This is a genomic window from Pseudomonas sp. GW823-FHT02F05 (genome assembly GCF_058797315.1).
The window spans coordinates 168,296-185,930 of the sequence record NZ_JBXAJM010000007.1 but is presented as its reverse complement, the minus strand read 5'-3'; the positions used below and the strand labels follow the sequence as shown (position 1 = coordinate 185,930).

At 61.9% G+C, this 17,635-nt stretch carries 18 protein-coding genes; 11 read left to right on the top strand and 7 right to left on the bottom strand.

What is annotated here, in order from left to right; genetic code table 11:
- Window positions 1–68 precede the first annotated feature (68 nt).
- Window positions 69–2,294 (bottom strand): DNA internalization-related competence protein ComEC/Rec2, encoded by a 2,226-nt coding sequence (locus AC1RAC_RS11150; RefSeq protein WP_492616577.1) that lies wholly within the window; start codon window positions 2,292–2,294, stop codon window positions 69–71.
- A gap of 135 nt (window positions 2,295–2,429) precedes the next feature.
- Between AC1RAC_RS11150 and AC1RAC_RS11145 the strand changes: the two genes are divergently transcribed.
- On the top strand, window positions 2,430–2,945 hold the full coding sequence (locus AC1RAC_RS11145; RefSeq protein ID WP_003192045.1) for a DUF2062 domain-containing protein: 516 nt from the start codon (window positions 2,430–2,432) through the stop codon (window positions 2,943–2,945).
- 3 nt (window positions 2,946–2,948) lie between these two features.
- Here the strand turns inward: AC1RAC_RS11145 and AC1RAC_RS11140 are convergent, their stop codons facing one another.
- Together AC1RAC_RS11140 and AC1RAC_RS11135 are read right to left on the bottom strand one after the other, a co-directional pair.
- Window positions 2,949–4,307, bottom strand: a complete 1,359-nt coding sequence (locus AC1RAC_RS11140; protein WP_252950852.1) for a sensor histidine kinase — start codon at window positions 4,305–4,307, stop codon at window positions 2,949–2,951.
- A complete protein-coding gene (locus tag AC1RAC_RS11135) occupies window positions 4,294–5,022 on the bottom strand; it encodes a response regulator transcription factor (RefSeq protein WP_054917242.1) in 729 nt (242 codons plus the stop codon). Before AC1RAC_RS11135 ends, AC1RAC_RS11140 begins: the two co-directional genes overlap by 14 nt.
- 205 nt (window positions 5,023–5,227) lie before the next feature.
- On the opposite strand from AC1RAC_RS11135, the gene AC1RAC_RS11130 reads away from it, so the two are divergent.
- From AC1RAC_RS11130 to AC1RAC_RS11115, 4 genes are all read left to right on the top strand, one after another.
- Window positions 5,228–7,981 carry a response regulator gene (locus AC1RAC_RS11130; RefSeq protein WP_492616576.1) on the top strand — a complete coding sequence of 918 codons (2,754 nt, stop codon included), beginning with the start codon at window positions 5,228–5,230 and terminating at the stop codon, window positions 7,979–7,981.
- Window positions 7,982–8,142: 161 nt separating this feature from the next.
- Window positions 8,143–9,132, top strand: a complete 990-nt coding sequence (locus AC1RAC_RS11125; RefSeq protein ID WP_054917246.1) for a 2-hydroxyacid dehydrogenase — start codon at window positions 8,143–8,145, stop codon at window positions 9,130–9,132.
- A 71-nt stretch (window positions 9,133–9,203) separates the two neighbouring features.
- A complete protein-coding gene (locus AC1RAC_RS11120) occupies window positions 9,204–9,644 on the top strand; it encodes a hypothetical protein (RefSeq protein ID WP_003192054.1) in 441 nt (146 codons plus the stop codon).
- On the top strand, window positions 9,641–10,045 hold the full coding sequence (locus AC1RAC_RS11115) for an META domain-containing protein (protein WP_054898286.1): 405 nt from the start codon (window positions 9,641–9,643) through the stop codon (window positions 10,043–10,045). Before AC1RAC_RS11120 ends, AC1RAC_RS11115 begins: the two co-directional genes overlap by 4 nt.
- 556 nt (window positions 10,046–10,601) lie before the next feature.
- Here the strand turns inward: AC1RAC_RS11115 and AC1RAC_RS11110 are convergent.
- Window positions 10,602–11,063 carry a TlpA disulfide reductase family protein gene (locus tag AC1RAC_RS11110; RefSeq protein ID WP_003192057.1) on the bottom strand — a complete coding sequence of 154 codons (462 nt, stop codon included), beginning with the start codon at window positions 11,061–11,063 and terminating at the stop codon, window positions 10,602–10,604.
- A 115-nt stretch (window positions 11,064–11,178) separates the two neighbouring features.
- Here AC1RAC_RS11110 and arsC point away from each other — a divergent pair, with 115 nt between their 5' ends.
- The 3 genes from arsC to AC1RAC_RS11095 are packed head-to-tail and all read left to right on the top strand — an operon-like array spanning window position 11,179 to window position 12,531.
- On the top strand, window positions 11,179–11,532 hold the full coding sequence (arsC, locus tag AC1RAC_RS11105; RefSeq protein WP_034127864.1) for an arsenate reductase (glutaredoxin): 354 nt from the start codon (window positions 11,179–11,181) through the stop codon (window positions 11,530–11,532).
- Complete coding sequence (gene wrbA, locus AC1RAC_RS11100) at window positions 11,529–12,143, top strand: NAD(P)H:quinone oxidoreductase (RefSeq protein WP_014718885.1); 615 nt, start codon at window positions 11,529–11,531, stop codon at window positions 12,141–12,143. Before arsC ends, wrbA begins: the two co-directional genes overlap by 4 nt.
- Window positions 12,127–12,531 carry a DUF2069 domain-containing protein gene (locus AC1RAC_RS11095; RefSeq protein ID WP_034127866.1) on the top strand — a complete coding sequence of 135 codons (405 nt, stop codon included), beginning with the start codon at window positions 12,127–12,129 and terminating at the stop codon, window positions 12,529–12,531. The genes wrbA and AC1RAC_RS11095 overlap by 17 nt, the downstream gene beginning before the upstream one ends.
- A gap of 133 nt (window positions 12,532–12,664) precedes the next feature.
- Here the strand turns inward: AC1RAC_RS11095 and AC1RAC_RS11090 are convergent, their stop codons facing one another.
- Both AC1RAC_RS11090 and ttcA read right to left on the bottom strand, forming a co-directional pair.
- Window positions 12,665–13,336, bottom strand: a complete 672-nt coding sequence (locus tag AC1RAC_RS11090) for a DNA-3-methyladenine glycosylase I (protein WP_054898289.1) — start codon at window positions 13,334–13,336, stop codon at window positions 12,665–12,667.
- A gap of 67 nt (window positions 13,337–13,403) precedes the next feature.
- Complete coding sequence (ttcA, locus tag AC1RAC_RS11085) at window positions 13,404–14,228, bottom strand: tRNA 2-thiocytidine(32) synthetase TtcA (RefSeq protein WP_014718888.1); 825 nt, start codon at window positions 14,226–14,228, stop codon at window positions 13,404–13,406.
- 362 nt (window positions 14,229–14,590) lie between these two features.
- On the opposite strand from ttcA, the gene AC1RAC_RS11080 reads away from it, so the two are divergent.
- Together AC1RAC_RS11080 and AC1RAC_RS11075 are read left to right on the top strand one after the other, a co-directional pair.
- A complete protein-coding gene (locus tag AC1RAC_RS11080; protein ID WP_014718889.1) occupies window positions 14,591–15,193 on the top strand; it encodes a Yip1 family protein in 603 nt (200 codons plus the stop codon).
- Window positions 15,194–15,321: 128 nt separating this feature from the next.
- Window positions 15,322–15,816: a SprT family zinc-dependent metalloprotease gene (locus AC1RAC_RS11075; RefSeq protein ID WP_003192067.1), complete on the top strand. Its 495-nt coding sequence runs from the start codon at window positions 15,322–15,324 to the stop codon at window positions 15,814–15,816.
- 93 nt (window positions 15,817–15,909) lie between these two features.
- On the opposite strand, the gene AC1RAC_RS11070 is transcribed toward AC1RAC_RS11075, so the two are convergent.
- Window positions 15,910–17,085, bottom strand: a complete 1,176-nt coding sequence (locus AC1RAC_RS11070) for a CaiB/BaiF CoA transferase family protein (RefSeq protein ID WP_054898290.1) — start codon at window positions 17,083–17,085, stop codon at window positions 15,910–15,912.
- A gap of 157 nt (window positions 17,086–17,242) precedes the next feature.
- Here AC1RAC_RS11070 and tusD point away from each other — a divergent pair, with 157 nt between their 5' ends.
- The gene (gene tusD / locus AC1RAC_RS11065; protein ID WP_054898291.1) at window positions 17,243–17,635 is read left to right on the top strand and encodes a sulfurtransferase complex subunit TusD; all 393 of its coding nucleotides are present in this window, start codon (window positions 17,243–17,245) and stop codon (window positions 17,633–17,635) included.

Below are 17,635 nucleotides of genomic sequence, written 5' to 3'. Positions count from 1 at the left end.
AGGTTCGACAGCGGGGTTCGTCGGCTACACACCCGCCTGTTGCGGCTCGGGTCTTTGGTAACACGCGATTACGGTAACGGTTCGCGCCAGAAACGGCGTTGACTGCGCGCAACCATCGGTGGCAGAAACGCCCCCAGGCGCAGGCGTACGGCACCCTGCTCGGCGCTGTCGTAAACCCGGCTGCCCAGCACGTGGTAGCGCTCCAGGACCTGCGGATGGGGATGACCGAACGTATTGCTGCGCCCGCGGGAAATCAACACCGATGTGGGCGCCAACCGCTGCAGGAACGGCCAGGATGACGAACTGCGGCTGCCATGGTGCGGGGCTTGCAGCCAGTCGGTCTGGACCGCCAGCGAAGAGGCCAGAAAAGCCTGTTCGGCGGCGCGATCAATGTCACCGGTGAGCAGCAGGCGTTCTCCATTGGCCTCAACCTGCAACACACAAGACCTCGGATTGCCATCAAGCCCATCAGCCCACTGCCACAATTGAAATGACACACCCTCCCATTCCCATCGTTCGCCGCTGGTACAGGGTTGGGTGGCAAGAAAGTCTGGCAAACCTTCGGTTTCACCGCCCACTACACGCTTGACGGGCACCCCCCGAGCCACCGCCGCCGCACCCCCCGCGTGATCGGCATCGGCATGGCTGAGCAGCATCATGTCCAACTGGGCTACCCCGAGCTTTTTCAACGACGGCAACACGACGCGCGCGCCCAGGTCGACAGGCCCCGAGCGCGGCCCGGCATCGTAGAGCAACGTATGATGACGGGTGCGCAGGATCAGTGCCTGCCCCTGGCCGACGTCCAGTTGCACTACATCTACCTGCCCGTGGGGCACCCACTCCCTGGGCGCAAATACAGCCATCAACAGCATGGGCCAGCCCAGCACCCGGAACGGCAACCCCTTGGGCAGCAACAAAATCACCGCGCCAGCCAGGCTAACCAACCAATACCCCAAAGGTACCTCGGCGGGTACCCAGGCCGGCAATTGCGCGGCCAGCAACCCCAGGCCTTTAAACAATCCGTCCAGCGCACCGCCGGCCAGCCACAGCAACCCCTCCCCAGCCAGCGGCACCCACAGCAGCGCCGTGCCCAGCAGCGCCAAAGGCAGCACTACCAGGCTGATCCAAGGCACGGCAAGGAGATTGGCCACAGGTGCGCTGAGGCTGATGGGCAAACCCAGCACCAACAACACCGGAAACAAACCAATGGCAATCAGCCACTGGGGCCGGGTCCACACCTGCCAGGCGCTCCAGGGCCCCAGGCGCCCGCCGAACGCCAACAGCAACACCGCGACCGCCGCAAACGACAACCAGAACCCTACCTGCAGGCTGGCCAAGGGCTCCAGTACCAGCACGCCGTTCAGTGCCAGCAGCAACGGCCACCACACGCCCAAATGGCGGAAACGCAGACGCCACAGCAGCACCAGGCCAACCATCATGCAGGCCCGTTGCACCGGCACGCCGAACCCGGCCAGCAGCCCATAACCCAACGCCGCGCCAAATGCCAGACCGCACGCCCACGGCAGCCACGGCCAGGTTCGGGGCCAGCAACCATAACGCGCCAGCATCGCGACCAAGCCGTAGATCAACCCCGCCAGCAAGCCGATGTGCTGCCCGGAAATCACCAGCAGATGCACCGTGCCCGTGTCCTGCAACACCTGCCAATCCTCAGGCGCCAGGCCGGAACCGTCGCCCAATACCAGCGCCGCCAAGCCCGCCTCGCGGCCTTGGGCATCCACCGCCATCAGGCGCTGGCGCACAGCATCGCGCCAGGCATTGCGGGCCGGTGCGAGACGCTCACCGTCTTTTACCGTTGCAGTAGCACCGATACGCTGGGCCAGCAGCCAGGCTTCATGGTCGACCCCATGGAAATTGAGCAGGCCCGCAGGCCGCTTGAGTGTCAACGCCAGACGCCAGCGTTCACCGCTGTTCACCACTGGCCCGCCGTGCCAGGACACGCGGATACGTTTGGGCAGCCGAATCTTGCGCGACCGGCCGTCGGCCAGTTCAAAGCGCACGCCCGTACCCGTCTGCTGAGGCAAGCCCACCACACGCCCCTCCACCCAGCGAGTCTGCCCGTCCAGGGCCGGCTGCAGCCGATCATCCAGCGCCCGCTGCGCGCTGAGACAGGCCCAACTCAAGCCCACCAGAAAGAACGCCACGGGATAGGACCGAAAAGGCAACAGCATCAAGGCCAGCACCAGCATGGCCAACAACCCGGCGCCAGGCGGCAACACCGGTAACCAACGCAACGCCAGCAACCCCAGCGCCAACGCCAACATCCCTGTCTTCATGGATCATCCTTTCCCAGTGATCCACTCAGTCTTAGCCGGCTGAACGACAGCGCCTATGATGTTTTGTCACAAAGTCTGAATTTTCTGTTTATAGAATCCGGGCATACTTGCCCCTCGAATTGACCTGGACCCCTTATGCCCCGGCGCTTATTCAAACGGTACATGCCCGATCCCAGCAGTATCAGGGAACACAAGTCATTACAGTTTCTTGGCACGCTGCTGCATGACCCCAACCTCTGGCACCTGAACCGGCACTCAGTGGCTCGCGCCATGGCGGTGGGTTTATTTGCGGCGTTTATCCCGATTCCATTGCAGATGTTGCTTGCCGCGGTCCTGGCGATTTCGGTGCGCGGCAATATGCCTATCGCCATCAGCCTGGTGTGGTTGACCAACCCCATCACCATGCCGGTGGTGTTCATCTGCACCTATATGACCGGCGCCTGGCTGATGAACGTGCCGCCACGCAGCTTGCCCGATAACCTTACGTGGGAATGGATCAGCGGCCAGTTGAGCACTCTTTGGCAGCCATTCCTGCTGGGTTCGGTGGTATTGGGGGTGGTATTGGGCGCCTTGGCTTATTGCCTGACCATGGCGTACTGGCGCTGGTGGGTGGCGCACCAGTGGAAAAAACGCAAACTGCGCCGGCGCTGAGCGCTAACGGGCCAGCAAACGCAAATGCACCCGCAGACCCCGCCCGGTATTTTCCGCCCATAAGCGGCCGCCCTGGCGCTGCACGGCGTTGCGGGCAATGCTCAGGCCCAGGCCGAAACCGCCATCGCCGGGCCGCGAGCCGTCCAGGCGGGTAAAGGGCGCGAAGATGCGCTCCAGATCATCCTCAGCAATCCCGGCCCCCTGATCCTGCAGCCAGATATGCCAATAGCCCCCCTCCCGACATCCGTCGAGTTGCACGCAGCCGTCGTGGGGCGAGTGGCGTATGGCGTTGCGCAGGATATTTTCCAAGGCCTGGGCCAGTGCATTGAGGTTGCCACGCACCCAACTGTCCGCGGGTAACAGGCACGGCAAGCGCGATGCGGACCAACCGCTTTCAAAACAAGCATTCTCGCGCAATATGTCCCACAAGGCCTGGAGCTGAATATCTTCCTGGGGCAACGGTGTAGTTTCGCTGTCGAGCCAGGCCAGTTGCAGGCTGTCTTCTACCAGGCGCTGCATGGCGTCGATTTCCCGACCCAGGCGCTCGCGCAGCTTGGCCAGGTCTTGCTCGCTGTCGCAGGCTACCCGCAGGCGGCTCAAGGGTGTGCGCAGTTCATGGGACATATCGCGCAGCAACTGCTGCTGCAAACGCACCGTGCCCTGCAAGCGTTCGGACATATGGTCAAAGGCGCGGCCCAGCTCGCCCAGTTCGTCCTGGCGGCTGGTGGCATCCAGGGACATCCGCGTATTGAGTTGGTCCGCACGCCAGGCATTGGCCTGCTCGCGCAATTGATTGAGGGGCATGATCAACAGCCGGTAAAGGCCGATGCATAGCAAGAGGGTAAACAGACCTGGGATCACACCATTGGTGACCACCCGCCAGAACAGTTGATAGCGCCCAGGCATAAAGCGCTGCGGCAGCTCGATCACCAGCGACCCCGCGCCAGGGTCGACCGGAAACGGTACTTTCATCCAGGGCAAACCAATGACATGCCGGCTGACCGGCCAGTCCAATCCACGCAAAAACGTCAGGCGCTGGCTTTCCTTGTCACTCAAGGGCGTGCTGCCCAGGGACTGCAGGTCGTTACCGATCACCCCTACCCAAGTGCTTTCGCGCTCGGCCATCCGCTGCAGCCAGGCATCTACGCCCGCGCTGCCTTGCGTGCTCCACACCAGTTCGGCACCCGCGGCATAGCCATTGAGAATCTCCCGCGACTTGTCGGACAGATACGCGCTCTGCTGTTCCATATAGCGGCCCCACGACCAACTGAGCCAAATCATCAGCAAACAGAAGGCGATCAACAGGCAGGCCAGCTTCCAGAACAACGAGTGCTTGCCGGGCAGTCGCTCAAAGCCCTTCATCGTGACCGCTCAGCACGTAGCCCTTGCCCCATACGGTGCGTACTTCACGCTCGATGTAACCGATGGCCTTGAGCTTGCGGCGGATCTGGCTGACATGCATGTCGAGGCTGCGGTCATGGGGCGCATAACCGCGCTGCAACACCTGCTGATACAGGAAGGCTTTGCTGAGGACTTCTTCGGCGTTGCGGTGCAGGGTTTCCAGCAGGCGGTATTCGCTGCGCGTGAGCGCGGCCCACTGGTCCTGGCAGGACACATCGCAGCGTTCATCATCAAAGTGCAGCACCCGGGCATCTTCAAGTGCCGGGGGCCGCGTCGGCTCGGGCCGGCGATCCAGGGCAACGCGGCGAAGGATCGCTTCAATACGCACGCACAGTTCAACCATGCTGAACGGCTTGGGCAAATAGTCGTCCGCACCCAGGCGAAAACCGCTGATACGGTCGGCTTCAGCGCCCAGGGCTGACATCAGGATCACGGGCATGGCGTGGCTCTGGCGCAAATGAGTGAGGATCGACAAACCGTCCAGCCCCGGCAGCAGAATATCCATCAGCACCAGGTCGAACGCCTGGGCGCGGGCCAGTTGCAGGCCCTGCTGGCCGTTCTGGCACCAGGTCACCTGGAAACCACTGCGGCCCAGTTGATCGTGCACGTAGGCGCCCAACACAGGGTCATCTTCGATCGTCAGGATACTGGGTAGGCCAACTGCTGCGGGAGTCATTAGCGTCTGCAAGTCATTCTCAATCACTGATTATTCAAGATTAAACGTTCACAGGCAATCGCCACCCGGCGCCGAATGGCCCGAAGATTGCCGCATGTCATTAATTTGCAAGATTCCAGGCCGCGCAAATGGCTACACTGCGCAGGTGGCGCTGGCCGGATGCCGGCGTGGATGATTGATAACAACGTGGTAGCAGGAGAGTGGCGTGCTTAGAAAAATGGGGATAAAAGGCCGCGTACTGTTGCTGACCTTATTACCGACCAGCCTGATGGCGCTGTTGTTGGGCGGCTATTTCACCTGGATGCAACTCTCGGAATTGCAGACCCAGCTACTGCAACGCGGCGAAATGATCGCCGAGCAATTGGCACCGCTGGTGGCCCCAGCCATGGGCCACAAGGACACCGACCTGCTGGAGCGTATCGCCACCCAGTCCCTGGAACAGCCGGATGTGCGCGCCGTGTCGTTCCTGGCGCCAGACCGCGCGTCCCTGGCCCACGCCGGCCCGACCATGCTCAACCAGCCACCCACCGGCAACAGCTCGCAACTGTTACAGCGTTCCGGCAACGACGCCACCCGCTATCTACTGCCGGTGTTTGGCCGCCATCGCAACCTGGCGGGCGAATTGATTCCCGATGAGGCCGACCGCCTGCTGGGTTGGGTGGAAGTCGAGCTGTCCCACAATGGCATGCTGTTGCGCGGCTATCGCAGCCTGTTCGCCAGCCTTCTGCTGATCGCCATCGGCCTGATGTGCACCGCCGCCCTCGCCCTGCGTATCAGCCGTACCATCAATTCGCCGATTGGCCAGATCAAGCAAGCGGTGGCGCAGCTCAAGGACGGCAACCTGGAAACACGCTTGCCACCCTTGGGCAGCCAGGAATTGGACCAACTCGCGTCTGGCATCAACCGCATGGCCGAAACCCTGCAAAATGCCCAGGAAGAGCTGCAACACAGCATCGACCAGGCCACCGAAGACGTGCGCCAGAACCTGGAAACCATCGAGATCCAGAACATCGAGCTGGACCTGGCACGCAAGGAAGCCCTGGAAGCCAGCCGTATCAAGTCGGAGTTCCTGGCCAACATGAGCCATGAGATCCGCACACCGCTCAACGGCATCCTCGGTTTTACTCACTTGCTGCAAAAAAGCGAATTATCACCGCGCCAGCTGGATTACCTGGGCACTATCGAAAAATCTGCGGATAACCTGCTGGGCATCATCAACGAAATCCTCGATTTCTCGAAGATTGAAGCCGGCAAACTGGTGCTCGACAGCGTGCCTTTCAACCTGCGCGACTTGCTGCAAGACACCTTGACCATCCTCGCCCCCGCCGCCCATGCCAAGCAGCTCGAACTGGTGAGCCTGGTGTACCGCGACACGCCCCTGGCATTGGTGGGCGACCCGCTGCGGCTCAAGCAGATCCTGACCAACCTGATCAGCAATGCGATCAAGTTCACCCGCGAAGGCACCATTGTGGCCCGGGCAATGATCGAGGACGAGCAGGAAGACAGCGTGCAATTGCGCATCAGTGTGCAAGACACCGGCATTGGCCTGTCCAACCAGGATGTGCGCGCCCTGTTCCAGGCATTCAGCCAGGCTGACAACTCGCTGTCGCGCCAGCCCGGCGGCACCGGTTTGGGCCTGGTGATTTCCAAGCGGTTGATCGAGCAGATGGGCGGCGAAATCGGCGTCGACAGCACGCCGGGTGAAGGTTCGGAATTCTGGATCAGCCTGAACCTGCCCAAAACCCGTGACGACGTCGAAGACCTGCCCGCCGCGCCGCTATTGGGGCGTCGTGTGGCCGTGCTGGAAAACCACGAACTGGCGCGCCAGGCCCTGCAACATCAATTGGAAGACTGCGGCCTGGAAGTCACGCCGTTCAATACCCTGGAAAGCCTGACCAACGGCATCACCAGTGCCCACCAGACCGAACAGGCCATCAGCCTGGCGGTGCTCGGCGTCACCGCCAACGACATTCCGCCCGAACGCCTCAACCAACACCTGTGGGACCTTGAACACCTGGGCTGCAAGGTGCTGGTGCTGTGCCCGACCACAGAGCAGATGCTGTTCAACCAATCGGTGCCCAACCCCAACAGCCAACTGCAGGCCAAGCCCGCCTGTACGCGCAAGTTGCGCCGCTCCCTGGCCGACCTGATCAGCCCGCGCCCTTCGCGCAGCGAACCCGGTGAGCCGTTGTCCAGCCGTGCGCCACGGGTGCTGTGCGTGGACGACAACCCGGCCAACCTGTTGCTGGTGCAAACCCTGTTGGAAGACATGGGCGCCAAGGTGCAGGCGGTGGAAAGCGGTTACGCGGCGGTCGACGCCGTGAAGCAGGAAACGTTCGATTTGGTGCTGATGGACGTGCAAATGCCCGGCATGGATGGCCGCCAGAGCACCGAGGCGATCCGCCAGTGGGAAAGCGAACGCCACGGCACACCGCTGCCGGTGGTAGCCCTCACGGCTCACGCCATGGCCAACGAAAAACGCGCCCTGCTGCAAAGCGGTATGGACGACTACCTGACCAAACCCATCAGCGAGCGGCAATTGGCCCAGGTGGTATTGAAATGGACCGGCCTGGCGCTGCGTAACCAAGGCCCGGAGCGCACCCATGAAGGTGCGGCCCAGGGCGTGCAGCTCTTGGTACTCGACCACGAAGAAGGCCTGCGCCTGGCCGCCAACAAGGCCGACCTGGCCGCCGATATGCTCGCCATGCTGCTGGCCTCCCTGGAGGCTGATCGCCTGGCAATTACCCACGCCCGCGAAGCCAATGACAACCATGCCTTGATCGAGCGCGTGCACCGTTTGCACGGCGCCACCCGCTACTGTGGCGTACCGCAATTGCGGGCGGCCTGCCAGCGCGCCGAAACCCTGCTCAAACAGGATGACGCCAAGGCCTTGGCCGCGCTGGACGAACTGGACATGGCGATTGCGCGGTTGGCCAGTGAAGCCAGAGTGAGTGCCTGACCCTGTTTTCATGGGCAACGAATCAACAATGTGGGAGGGGGCTTGCCCCCGATAGCAGTGTGTCAGTAGACGAATCCATCGCTGATGTACCGCTATCGGGGGCAAGCCCCCTCCCACATTCAGTCAGCATTCCAATGTGTAAATTGCAGGGAGCCTTCTTAATGCGCGTCATTCTCTTCAGCAGCCAAACCTACGACCGCGAGAGTTTCCTCGGCGAACCGCTGCCGGCTGGCCTGGAACTGCAATTCCAACCCGCCCGCCTCAACCTCGAGACCGTGGCCCTGGCCGAACACCACGAGGTGGTCTGCGCCTTTATCAACGACGACCTCAGCGCCCCGGTGCTGGAGCAACTGGCCAAGGGCGGCACACGCCTGATTGCCCTGCGCTCGGCGGGCTACAACCATGTCGACTTACCCGCCGCCCAGCGCCTGGGCCTGACTATCGTGCGCGTGCCCGCCTATTCGCCCCACGCGGTGGCCGAGCACGCCGTCGCCCTGATCCTGGCCCTCAACCGTCGCCTGCACCGTGCCTACAACCGTACCCGCGACGGTGATTTCAGCCTGCACGGGCTGACCGGCTTTGATCTGGTCGGCAAAACGGTCGGCGTGGTCGGCACCGGTCAGATCGGCGCGACCTTCGCCAAGATCATGACCGGCTTCGGCTGCCAGTTGCTGGCCTACGATCCCTTCCCCAACCCACAGGTGCAGGACCTCGGGGCCCGCTACGTGAGCCTGCCTGAACTGTTGGCCGAGGCACAAATCATCAGCCTGCACTGCCCGCTGACCGCCGACAGCAAACACCTGATCAATGCCCGCTCGCTCGCGCAGATGCAAACCGGTGCGATGCTGATCAACACCGGGCGTGGTGGCCTGGTCGATACGCCGGCACTGATCGAAGCGCTCAAGCTGGGCCAGTTGGGCTATCTGGGGTTGGACGTCTACGAAGAAGAAGCCCAATTGTTTTTCGAGGACCGCTCGGACCTGCCCCTGCAGGATGACGTGCTCGCCCGCCTGCTGACCTTCCCCAACGTGATCATCACCGCGCACCAGGCCTTCCTCACCCGTGAAGCCCTGGCGGCGATTGCCGGCACCACGCTGGCCAACATTGCCGCGTGGGCCGATGGCCGCGCACAGAACCTGGTCGAGGGATGATCAGCGGTCACATACCAGGCTCATGATAGGCCGGCACCCGTGATAGGATGCCGCGCCTATTTGGAGGATCCATGGCCGAACACGATTTCCGCTTCAGCTTGCTGAGCCCGCAACACACCCTGATCGAATGCCGTGCCCTGGTGCCGGGCCGTTACCAGGTCACCGGCAACGGTGGTTCGATCAAACATGGCGACGTCCTGATCGTCAGCCTGCGCGGCAGTAAAACCCTGTCGATGCGACTCACCGTCGAAGGTGACGCACGCTACTCCATCCGCCCGGCGGGCCAGTGGGTCGCCATGGCCCAAGGGCCGAAGTTCGGCGAACTCGAGATCCACACCTGGAAGGTCAATTGCGACAGCTGCGACGCCGTGTTGGAGTTTGAATTCGCGGTAGAAACCAAGCTGACCAAGGCACCGCTGCAACCGGCCGCCAACGCGCGTATCAAAGAACTGGGCTGGGCCAGCGAAGGCGACAAGCACCGTTGCCCGAAATGCCAGCAGGCCGCGCAATGAAAGGCCGGCTGCTGCTCGCCGCAATCGGCCTGGGCCTGGCAGGCTGCGCCGCCGATGGCGCCAAGCTGGAGCGCGACCACAGCTACGTCGTGGAATGGATCGGTGAGCGGCCGCTGATGGACTACGCGCACCTTACCGTCACCCTGGGCGCCGATGGCCGCGCCTATGGCAATGGCGGCTGTAACCACTGGTTTGCGCCGTACACGGTCGAAGGCGACAAGCTCAGCTTCGGCCCGGTCGGCAGCACCCGGAAAATGTGCGCCGAGGCCCTGATGGAGCAAGAGCATCGCTTCTTCCAGGCCCTGCAAGGCGTGCAGCGCTGGGACATCTCGCCGCTCGAGCAGACGCGGTTCTGGCCGGCCGAAGGCAAGCCGATCCGTTTGTGGCTCGAAGAAGGCTGACCTAGGCGCACTCTCCTGTATTAACGCGTTGTCCTCGGGCTCTGTGGGAGCTGGCTTGCCTGCGATGCGGACGACGCGGCGTACCAGGTACACCGCAGCGATGCCATCGCAGCATAGGTATCTACACAACTTTGTGGGTTGTAACAGCAGACGGTAACCACGATGCGAAGCGAGTCGCTCTTGATCTTGATCTGCTTTTGATCTTGATCTCAGGCGCCCCGTCAAACCACGCTGGCCGGAATTCGACAGGGATTTGGGGGGTAAACCGGCAGGGATGCCGGTTTAGCCGCCCCGCGCCATGGATAGCGCGTGGCGGCGGCCCCCCAAATCACTGGCGGATTACGGGCACACCGAGCCTAAGCGAGGTGCCGAGTGGTGGGGCAAGAGCGTTTTGCTTACTTTTGTCTGGGCCGGCATTCCGGCTTTTCAAAAGTGAGCCGCTGTCAGAGCGGAACCATCGGTGGCCGTTACCTAAATAATGGATATGTACTCGGTCAAATCCAATATCCCGGTCGGCTGGCAGGCCGCCTTCGCAGGCAAGCCAGCTCCCATAGTTCTAGCCTTTCAGGGCCTTGAGCTTGGCCAACACCCCTTCCGCTGTCTGCTCACCCATCAACTGCTCACGCACCTTGCCCTTGTCGTCGATGATGTAGGTCACCGGCAAGGCCTCGCTGCGCGGAATCTCGAAGATCCCGTCCGGGTTCTGGGCCAGTACCGTGAACTTGATCCCCAGCTTGTCGCTGGCGGCCTTCAGTTCCTCACCCTGCACATTGTCGAAGTTGACGCCGAACACCCCGACATTCTGGCCTTTCAACTGTTCTGCCAGGGCATTGAGCTCGGGAATTTCCGTGCGGCACGGGCCACACCATTCGGCCCAGTAGTTGACCACCAGCCACTGTTTGTCCAGGCGTTCGGCCGCCACTTTCTGGCCGTATTGGTCAACGCCGTAATCGTTACCGCAGCCGCTGAGCAGCAGGGTTGTGATGATCGCCAATGCACCGATCAGTCGCCTTGTCATGGGGTATTCCTTCGCAAAAATGAACGTTGGCTGCGGCCTATCGCCTCTTACGGTTTAAGGACAGGCGCCAGCGCAGGTAGAATACCCGCCACCTTACGCAAGATGCGACCCGCACATGACCGATCTGACGCTTTATCACAACCCGCGCTGCTCGAAATCCCGCGGTGCGCTGGAACTGCTGGAAGCCCGCGGCCTCACCCCGACCGTCGTGCGCTACCTGGAAACCCCGCTGGATGCCGCGCAAATCGAGGCCCTGCTGAAAAAACTGGGGATCAGCGCACGCCAACTGCTGCGCACCGGCGAAGACGAATACAAAACCCTGAACCTGGCCGACGCCAGCCTCAGCGACACCCAACTGATCGCCGCCATCGCAGCCCATCCCAAGCTGATGGAACGCCCGATCCTGGAAACCGCCGACAAAGCCATCATTGGCCGCCCGCCCGAGAACGTGCTGGAGATCCTGCCGTGACCACGCCCTATGTGCTGGTGTTGTATTACAGCCGCAACGGCTCGGTGAGCGAGATGGCCCGACAGATTGCCCGCGGTATCGAGCAAGGCGGCATGGAAGCGCGGTTGCGCACCGTGCCGGCGATTTCCACCGAGTGCGAAGCGGTGGCGCCGAGCATTCCCGACGAGGGCGCGCTGTATGCCAGCCTGGACGACCTGAAGCACTGCTCGGGCCTGGCCCTGGGAAGCCCCACCCGGTTCGGCAACATGGCCGCGCCGCTCAAGTACTTCCTCGATGGCACCAGCAACCTGTGGCTCACCGGCGCTCTGGTCGGCAAGCCGGCCGGCGTGTTCACCTCCACCGCCAGCCTGCATGGCGGCCAGGAAACCACGCTGATGTCGATGCTGCTGCCGCTGCTGCACCACGGCATGCTGATCACCGGCCTGCCCTACAGCGAGCAGGCGCTGCTCGACACCCAGGGCGGCGGCACGCCGTATGGCGCCAGCCACCATTCCGGGCCAGACGGCAAGCGTATGCTCGATCAACATGAAATCACCTTGTGCCGGGCCTTGGGCCTGCGCCTGGCCAAGACCGCCACGCTGTTGGAGAACGGCCGTGGCCAGGAAGCCTAAGGTCCTGCCGCCACGGGAGTGGCTGGAGCCACGGGTCAAGGTGGCACGCGCGCTGAGCCTGCTGGCGTTCTTGGGCCTGGTGGGCTTGTTGTGCGTGTACTACCTGTTGGTCGCCGACCTGCATGGGGCGCGCCCGTGGGTCATCCTGCTGATCGAGCTGGTGCCGCTGCTGATACTTGCGCCAGGCATGCTGATGGGCAGCGCACGCGGACATTCGTGGATGTGCTTTGTGGTGAACCTGTATTTCATCAAGGGCGCACTGGCGGCGTATGACCCGAACCGCCAGTGGTTTGGTGTTCTGGAAATGCTCGCGAGCCTGGCGGTGTTTTGCACGGCGTTGCTGTATGTGCGTTGGCGGCATCAATTGAACCGGCGACTGGCCGATTGACTGATCGTGACTGATCGTTCCCACGCTCCGCGTGGGAATGCATCCTGTGACGCTCCGCGTCACCCTTGCACTAGGCCCGGGACGCAGAGCGTCCTGGGCAGCATTCCCACGCAGAGCGTGGGAACGATCAGTATCAATGGTTGACGGTATAGGCCAACATCATCGACAGCTGACACATCGGCCGCCCACTCTCGGCATGCCACTGGTTGAAGGCACCCTGTACTGTCGCCAAATCGCGCAGGCTGGTCGGCGCCTTGTCGACGATCTTCTGCGCATTCAACGCTGCCACCACGTCATCGCTCGGTACAAAGGTGTCCTTGCCGACCATGCGCAGGAAGCGAGGCGCCGACAGGCCGCCCAACTGGTGGCCGTGCTTGCTCAGGTACTTCCAGAGCCCGACGATATCGGTCACCGGCCAATCAGCGATAAACGCGCCGAAGCTGCCTTTCTCCTGCTCGATATCCAGGATCATCTGCGCGTTGCGCGGCACACTCTTGAGCTTGCCCAGGTGGCGGATGATGCGGGTGTCCTGCATCAGCCGTTCCAGGTGTTCGGCACCCATCAGCACGACTTTTTCCGGGTCGAAGCCAAAGAACACCTGCTCGAACGCCGGCCATTTGGCATCGACCACGCTGTGCTTCAAACCGGCGCGGAACACTCGCAGCGCCAAGGTCGACAGGTAACGGTCATCCGCTATCTTGCGCAATTGCGCCGGGGTCTTGGGCACCGGCAGATGGGCTTCCAACTTGGCCGCCGAACCGAAGCGGTTCAGACAATATTCGTGCAGCCACTTGTAATCGCGCATGCCCTCTCCTGTCAGTCGAATTGAAAACGGCGCCCGCAAGCGCCGTGTACTAGAGCCTCGGGAAGACTCAGAGGTTCACTACATTGACGAAACGCGATGCGGCGGTCTCATCGATTTTCAAGCTGGTGAAGTCGAACAGGTTGCGGTCGGCCAATTGCGACGGGATCACGTTTTGCAGGCTGCGGAAGATACTTTCGGTACGCCCAGGGGTCTTGCGCTCCCAGTCCACCAGCATCTCCTTGACCACCTGGCGCTGCAGGTTTTCCTGGGAGCCGCACAGGTTGCACGGGATGATCGGGAATTGCTTGAAATCGGAGTAAGCCTGGATGTCCTTCTCGTTGCAATACGCCAGCGGGCGGATCACTACGTTGCGTCCGTCGTCGGCGCGCAGCTTGGGCGGCATGGCCTTGAGCGAGCCGTTGAAGAACATATTGAGGAAGAAGGTTTCGACGATGTCATCGCGGTGATGACCCAGGGCCATCTTGGTCGCGCCGATCTCATCGGCAAAGGTATAGAGCGTGCCACGGCGCAGGCGCGAGCACAGCGAGCAGGTGGTCTTGCCTTCCGGGATCAATTCCTTGACCACCGAGTAGGTGTCTTTCTCGACGATGTGATACTCGACGCCCAGTTCTTTCAGATAGGCCGGCAGCACATGCTCAGGGAAACCGGGTTGCTTCTGGTCCATGTTGACCGCCACGATCTCGAACTTGATTGGCGCGACCTTTTGCAGGTGCAGCAACACGTCGAGCATGGTGTAGCTGTCTTTGCCGCCGGAGAGGCAGACCATGACCTTGTCGCCATCCTCGATCATGTTGAAATCGGCGACCGCTTCACCGGCCAGGCGACGCAGGCGTTTTTGCAGTTTGTTCTGGTTGACTGTAAGAGTGCCCATGGCGCTTGGATCCGCAAAGGTGTGTGACGAAAAGCGCAGCATTTTACCGGTAAGACTGGCGCAGATCCAATGTGGAAGCTGGCTTGCCTGCGATAGCGGTGTGCCAGTCAACATCTCTGTTCCTGACAGGCCGCCATCGCAGGCAAGCCAGCTCCCACACTGGATCCCATGAACTCAGACAGACCACACCGCGATTAGCCCCCCTGTTTACAGCGCAATTTGCTCTAAAGGCCCTACGGTTATTCCGGTCATCCCTTTCTATACTGCGACTTGAGGTCGCACATCTATCCAGACCTTTCAGGCCATATGGCCCGTGGGCGCTCCGATGGGGGGCGATGGTAATAACGACAGGAGTGACTGGCATGATCCATCACGTCGTGGGGCTGTTTACCCATCCCGACCAGGAATGGCGGGAAATCCGTGGCGATAAAGAAGAAAGCATCAGCCACATGTACCTCACTCATACCCTGATTCTCGCGGCGATCCCCGCCATTTCCGCCTTTATTGGCACCACTCAGGTCGGCTGGGTCATCGGCAACCGCGCCCCGGTGATGCTGACCCAGGAAAGCGCGCTGTGGATGACCCTCATGTCCTACGCGGCCATGCTGTGCGGCGTGGCGGTGATGGGCGCGTTCATTCACTGGATGGCCCGCACCTACGACGCCAGCCCAAGCATGGCCCGCTGCGTGGCATTTGCCACTTACACCGCCACACCCTTGTTTATCGGCGGGCTGGCGGCGCTCTACCCGCATATGTGGTTGGGCATGGTCGTGGGCACGGCGGCGATCTGCTACACGGTGTATCTGCTGTATGTGGGGCTGCCAACCTTCATGAGTATCGACCCGGATGAAGGCTTCCTGTTTTCCAGCTCGGTATTGGCCGTCGGCCTGGTGGTGCTGGTAGCGATCATGGCCTTTACCGTGATCGTCTGGGGCCTGGGCGTCGGGCCGATCTACACCAGTTGAACGAAAAACCCCGCAGGCAAGGCCACCGCAAGGTGGCTTTGTGCGTTATGCATGACCATTCGGCGCCTGACAGATTCGGAAACACCCAGCTTTGCGGCATACTGGGCGTCTCTGGAGATATGTACAGCATGCCCGAGCAACTCAATACCCGCGTCGAAGATTGTTTCCTGCAAGCCGAATCCTTTTTCAAACGAAGCTTCAAACGCCCCCAGGTCAGCCTCAAGCTGCGGGGCCAGAAAGCCGGTGTCGCGCATTTGCACGAGAACCTGCTGCGCTTCAACCCTCAGTTGTACCGTGAAAACAGCCAACACTTTCTCAAGCAGACCGTAGCCCACGAAGTGGCGCACCTGATTGCCCACCAATTGTTTGGCGAGCGTATCCAGCCCCATGGCGAGGAATGGCAGTTGATCATGCGCGGGGTTTACGAACTGCCGCCCGACCGTTGCCATACCTACGAGGTCAAGCGCCGACAGGTGACTCGCTATATTTACCGCTGCCCGTGTGCGGACAGTGATTTTCCGTTCTCCCCGCAGCGCCATGGGCTGGTGAACCAGGGGCGGCGGTATTTGTGTCGGCGGTGTCGGCAGACGTTGGTGTTCACCGGGGAAACTCGGGTGGAATGAGGGCCTCTTCGCAGGCAAGCCAGCTCCCACATTTGGATCTGTGAACACAATCAAAATGTGGGAACTGGCTTGCCTGCGAAAGCGTCGGCTCAGTCAACCTACAACCTTGGCCTGCCGCAATTGCTCTATCCGCTCAATACCGAACCCCAACTCCGCCAGCACCTCATCACTGTGCGCCCCCACCGCCACTCCAATATGCCTGGGCGCCGGCAACCCCTCGGAGAATTTCAGCGGGCAGGCCAATTGCGCTTGTGTCGAGCCATCACCCCGGGGCACTTGGCTGACCAGCTCCCGCGCCTTCAACTGGGGATGCTCCACCGCTTCGCTCAAACTCAACACTGGCTCGACACAGGCATCCACCCCGGCAAACAACTCACACAACTGGTCAAAACTGCGCTTCTCGAACTCCACCTGCAACGCCTGCTTGAGCACGCCCTGCCGTTCGGGCGTCACACTGTATGCCGCCAGCTCCGGGCGTCCCAAGGCCGCGCACAGCTGCTGCATAAACCCCGGTTCCAAACTGCCCACCGACATCCAGCGCCCATCGCGCGTGCGGTAATAGTCATAGAAACTCCCGCCATTGAGCACATGGTTCTCCCACCCAGGCTCGACCCCGCAAGCCAGATAACCGGCCCCAGCCATGGCGTTCAGGCTGAACGAGCAATCGGTCATGCTCACATCCAGGTATTGCCCCACCCCGCTCTGCTGCCTGGCAATCACCGCCGCCAGCAAGCCCACCACGGCATGCAGTGAACCGCCCGCCACATCCGCCAGCTGTACGCCCAGGGGCAACGGGCCGGTGTCCTGACGCCCGGTATGGCTGGCGACGCCGGCCAACGCCAGGTAGTTGATATCGTGCCCGGCGCGGTCCTTATAGGGGCCGGTCTGGCCGTAGCCGGTGATCGACACATAGATCAGCCGCGGGTTGATCGCCTTCAGCGCCTCATAGCCCAGGCCCAGGCGCGCCATGACACCGGGGCGGAACTGCTCGAGCAGGATGTCATGGCCCTTGACCAACTCACGCACAATCTCCAGCGCCTCGGCCTGCTTGAGGTCCAGGGCCAGGCTACGCTTGTTGCGATTGAGGTAGGCGTGGCTGGCCGAGGTGCCACGATCATGGGGCGGCAACACACGCAACAGGTCCATCCGCGTGGGCGATTCGATACGCAGCACCTCGGCGCCCATGTCCGCCAGCATCAGGGAGGCAAACGGGCCGGGCAGCAAGGTGGAAAAATCCAGCACTTTAAGGGACGCCAAGGGACCTGACATGGGGACTCCAGTTGGGTTGCGAATACCCACAGACTAGGCAGCCTGGCGCCTGCCGGCAATCGTCAGAACGATCAACCACAGTGACCGTTTTGATCACGGCGGGCTTTTTCGCGGCGGCGGCTTTATCATTGGCCGACGTTTGTTGGCAGAGTCTTCCATGAAGTTCGCGATTGCACTGTATAGCGCCGCCCACGCGCCCTCCTCGCGCCGCGCCCTGTTGTTCGCACAGGCGGCGTTGGCCGGCGGGCATGAGATTGTGCGGATGTTTTTTTATCAGGATGGCGTGTACAGCGCGTCCAGTAACGTCGTTGCGCCCCAGGACGAGCCAGACATTGCGCGCCAATGGCGCGAGTTCGTCAGCCAGCACCAGCTCGACGGTGTGGTGTGCATCGCCGCCGCCTTGCGCCGTGGTGTGCTGAATGCCGAAGAGGCTACGCGCTATCAACGCAGCGCCGTGAATCTGGAGGCACCCTGGGCGTTATCGGGCCTTGGGCAGTTGCATGACGCGATCCAGGACGCCGACCGCCTGATCTGTTTTGGAGGGCCGTGA